Annotated in this window: 4 protein-coding genes; 2 read left to right on the top strand and 2 right to left on the bottom strand. The window is 70.2% G+C overall.

Going from position 1 to position 4309, the window contains the following annotated elements; translation table 11 throughout:
- Positions 1–1721 (bottom strand): GAF domain-containing sensor histidine kinase (locus tag OM076_RS44280; RefSeq protein WP_270046687.1); only part of this gene is annotated, 1721 nt, incomplete at its 3' end.
- Between the two features lie 212 nt (positions 1722–1933).
- On the opposite strand from OM076_RS44280, the gene OM076_RS44275 reads away from it, so the two are divergent.
- Together OM076_RS44275 and OM076_RS44270 are read left to right on the top strand one after the other, a co-directional pair.
- Positions 1934–3565: a bifunctional aminoglycoside phosphotransferase/ATP-binding protein gene (locus OM076_RS44275; RefSeq protein WP_270046686.1), complete on the top strand. Its 1632-nt coding sequence runs from the start codon at positions 1934–1936 to the stop codon at positions 3563–3565.
- Positions 3566–4048 (top strand): response regulator, encoded by a 483-nt coding sequence (locus OM076_RS44270; RefSeq protein ID WP_270046684.1) that lies wholly within the window; start codon positions 3566–3568, stop codon positions 4046–4048.
- Position 4049: 1 nt separating this feature from the next.
- Here OM076_RS44270 and OM076_RS44265 read toward each other — a convergent pair.
- On the bottom strand, positions 4050–4309 hold a 260-nt coding region (locus OM076_RS44265), incomplete at its 5' end, for a hypothetical protein (protein ID WP_270046683.1).

Genomic DNA, 4309 nt, shown 5'->3' with positions numbered 1-4309 from the left:
GGAGGCACCGCTCGCGATGCTCTTCCCGCGTCAGGCGGTGGCCGCGGCGTGAGCAGGCTGATGGAGATCTCCAGCGTCGTCCCGACCCCCGGAGCGGATTCGATCTTCAACGTTCCCCGAACGAGCGCCAACCGCTCGCGAATGCCGAGCAAACCAAAGCCTGCCGAGCTTTCCTGAGGGTTGAAGCCCTTGCCGTCGTCGCGCACCGTCACGTTGACGGTGCCGTCGCGGTCGCTGACACGGACGTGCACCCGGGTCGCCTCCCCGTGCTTGACCGCGTTGGTCAGAGCTTCCTGCACGACCCTGTAGACGGTGGCCTCGATCTCGGGCGAATACCGGGAGTCGGCTTCGTCATCGTGGACGAGATCGACCTCGAGGTCCACGACGGCATCGGTCTGCCGGCTCACACGCTCGGCGAGCGCTTCGAGCGCGGACTCGATCCCGAACTCGTCCAGCGCCGCCGGCCGGAGGTCGGTGATCAGCGACCGCAGGTCCCCGACGCCGGTCTTGAGGTACTCGATCGCGTCACCCACCGCGGTTTGCAGCCGGTCGTGGTCACCGCTTCGCAGGGCACCCGAGAGCAGGACCCGCAGCGCGGCCAGCTGCTGCAGCGTCTCGTCGTGCAGCTCGCGTGCCCAGCGGCTGCGCTCCCGTTCGGATGCTTCGATGCTGCGGCGCAACGCCTCGTCGCCCGCGTGTTGGGCCGTGGCCACCGCGATCGCTGCGCTGGCGGCAAACGCCTCGAGCAGCCGCTCATCCTCTTCGTTGAACGGACGATCGCCGCGCAAGCGGTCGAAGACGATCAGGAAGCCGACTGGACGGTTCCGGAAGGACATCGGGGTCACGAGCGCCGAGCGAGCTCCCAGCTCGCGGTAAGCGAACGAATCCCGCGGGATCTCCGGGACACGCTGCAGACGACCCGACTTCAGTGCCGCGCCCGCCAGCGACTCGTCGATCGAGATCCGCGTGCCCGGAACCCCGCCGACCCCTTCGCCGGCCACCGCCGCGATCACGAACTCGTCGCCGTCCAGCAGCGCGATCTCCGCGGATCGTGCGTCGAGCAGCGCGCGTGAGCGCTTGACCACGAGCTCCAGCACGCGTTCAAGGTCCGTCTCGCCCCCGAGCGCGCGGCTGATCTCGGTCGTCGTCTCGAGCCCGCGCACGGCACGCTCCAGCTCGTCGCGACGTTCACGGACGGCCCGGTACAGACGCGAGTTGCTGATCGCGATCGCCGCCCAGTCGGCGAGCACGACGGCGGCTTCCTCGTCGTCGTCGGTGAACTCGCCTCCATCCTTCTCGGTCAGGTAGAGGTTCCCCCACGCTTGGTCCTCGACCACGATCGGCACGCCTAGAAAAGTGGTCATCGGCGGATGCGCGAGCGGAAATCCGTAGGACCGCGGATGCGCCGCGACATCGGCCAGCCGTAGGCGCTGGGGCTCGTCGATCAGCACCCCGAGCACCCCGTGGCCGCCCGGCAGCTGACCGATGAGCCGGTGCGTGTCGTCGTCGATGCCCGCCGTGAGAAAGCGCTCGAGGCGCTCGCGTCGTTCGTCAAGGACCCCGATGGCGGCGTAGCGCGCGCCCGTCAGCTCGCGCGCGACCTCGAGCAGGCGCGCGAACACTGCCTCCGGGTCCAGCTGCGTGATCAGCGACCGGCCGACGTCCAACAGACGCCTCAGGCGCGCCTCATCCACGAGTCGGTCCTCGTCGAGTGCCCTCACCCTTAGCGCTACTCATCGCAACCGCGAGGCTACACGCGAACCCGGGCCCTGAGGGCGCGAAGACGACCCGGGCGACATCGCACCCGCGCTATCGACGTGGGTCCCACGAGAGTCTGCGTAGAACTACGCGCCGCCGTGGGAGTTTTGACCGATGGCACGGCCGCCGCTCGTTGGCAGCATCGGATTCTCCTCACTCTAGGAAACGGAACACCATGAGAGTCATCCCAGCGCTCGAGCACCGCGCCGCGCCGCGCACCGTCGAGCCCACGGTCGGTCTGCCGGACGCGCTGCTGGATCCCGCCGCCTTCCGACAGCCGCCCGCGTCGGTGGAGCTGCGCGAGACGCAGATCTCGTGGGTCTTCCTCACTGAAACGACGGCCTACAAGATCAAGAAGCCGGTTCGACTCCCGTTCGTCGACTACAGCACGCTCGAGCGACGACGGACCTGCTGTCACGCCGAGCTCGAGCTCAACCGCCGTTTCTCGCCAGGGCACTACCGCGAGGTCGTCGCGCTCGTCCCGCGCGGCCACGACGGCTTGGCCGTGGCCTCCGAGCGCGACCCGCGCGCGGTCGAATACGCGGTCGTGATGGACCGCTACGACGACTCCGCGACCCTGAACGCGCAGCTCGCGGCCGGCCGCGCGACCGAAGCCGACCTTATCGCGGTGGGTGCCACCGTCGCCGGCTTTCACGCGGCGTCCGGAGTCGAGGTGGACGCCGATTCCAGCGCGCTCGTCGCGGTTCTCGATGAGACCCTCACGACGCTGCGCAGGGTGGGCTGTCCGATGGGACGCCTCGCGGAGCTCGCTCGCTTCTGCGGCGCGGCGCTCGCCGGTTTCGGACCCGAGCTCACCCAGCGTGCGAAGGCGGGCCGCGTCCGCGACGGCCACGGCGATCTGCGGGCGGAGCACATCCTGCTCGGCACCGACGTCCAGGCCATCGACGGCGTCGAGTTCGACCGTGCTCTGCGGGTCGCCGACGTCGGTTACGACCTCGCCTTCTTGATCATGGACGTCGCCCGCCACGACGACGACCTCGCACGCGCCTTGCTCCGCGGCTACCGCTCCGCAGCGGGCGACCCGGGCAGCGAAGGACTGGTGGCCTTCATGTGCGCGGTGCGCGCCCTGGTCCGTGCCAAGGTCGACTTCCTGCGCGCCGCACAACTGGAGGGCGCGGCGGCGGACGATCGGTCGGCTCGGGCGCACGAGCTGCTCGAAGTGGCCGAGCGCTTCGCATGGCGTGCCCGGCTGCCCCGGGTGGTCTGCGTGACCGGCCTGGCCGCCAGTGGTAAGTCGACGCTTGCCGAAGCACTCGCTGCGGCGGCCGGGCGCAGCGTGCTGTCCTCGGACCGCATCCGCAAGTTGCGCGCCGGCCTCGACCCCTACGAGCGGGCCGCGCCGAGCGCATACGGCGACGGCGAGAGCCAGGCCGTCTACGCCGAACTCGGTCAGCGCGCGGCCACCGCCGTTCAGCGCGACGGCGGTGTGGTGGTCGACGCGACCTTCCGCCGTGCCTCTGATGCCGACGCCTTCGCCGCGGCTTCACACGTTGCCGCAGCAGCCGCCTGGGTCGTCTGTGAAGCACCCCCGCAGGTGCTGCTGGAGCGCGCGAAGGCGCGCGAGCGCCACGGATCGGTCTCCGACGCCGGCCCGACCATCGTCGCGCTCGAACTCGCGACCTATCGAGGCGCGTTCCAGGCTCCAGCGTCACCCGTGGCGCGGCTCGACACGACCCGCACGACCGGGGCGCTGCTGGCCGATCTGGCATGCGCGCTGGACACGCGGCTACAGGCGAGCGCGGAAGCGGTCGTGGTCCACGACCGCGTCCGACGAACGGAGGCCTAGATGTTCGCGGCCGGCGGCCTCCGAGCCGCGGACGCCGAGCAGTCCGGCCCCGAAACGACCACCATCGTCGTCGCCGACGACCACGCCCTCATCCGGCAAGGGTTGCGGCTGCTGATCGATGGCGAGAAAGGCCTGCAAGTCGTCGCCGAGGCCGAGAGCGTCCCGGACGCTGAACGCCTCACGTACGCACACCAGCCGACCGTGCTCGTCCTCGACCTCAACATGCCCGGCGGCTCCAGTCTTGACGCGATCCCGCGACTACTCACGCAGGCGCCGACGACAGCGATCGTCGTCCTGACCATGCAGGACGACCCCGCCTTCGCCCGCCAAGCCCTACGTGCCGGCGCGCTCGGCTACGTGCTCAAGGAACGGGCCGGTGAGGAGATGCTCGGCGCGATCCGTCTCGCCGCCGCCGGCGACATCTACCTCAATCCAGTCCTGGCGGCCCGTCTCGGCGCCGGACCCTCACCCGTCGTCCGCTGATTCAAGGATCCCCCATGCCCGCCTCGATCATCGCCGCTACGACCCATTCCTCGAAGACCGCGCCCCGGTCGAACGCGCTCTCGCCGCCGCCAAGCTGACCGGAGCGAACGTCATCGTCGCCGCGGTCGCTGACGGGACCGTCGGGCCGGCGCTGAGCCGTCTGCGCGACGCGCTCGCAGTCACGACGCGAATCATCTCCGACGCCTCGGTACCACGCGCGCTGCACGCGTTCGCCCGCGACGAGGCGGCAAGCATGATCGT

This window comes from Solirubrobacter ginsenosidimutans (genome assembly GCF_027587205.1).
Note: the sequence above shows the minus strand (reverse complement) of the source record. Positions and strands in the feature narration are given on the sequence as shown.

Bases quoted from the DNA above. Each gene is read 5' to 3' on its own strand.
- OM076_RS44270 (WP_270046684.1), top strand. From the start codon at position 3,566: ATGTTCGCGGCCGGCGGCCTCCGAGCCGCGGACGCCGAGCAGTCCGGC.
- OM076_RS44275 (WP_270046686.1), top strand. From the start codon at position 1,934: ATGAGAGTCATCCCAGCGCTCGAGCACCGCGCCGCGCCGCGCACCGTC.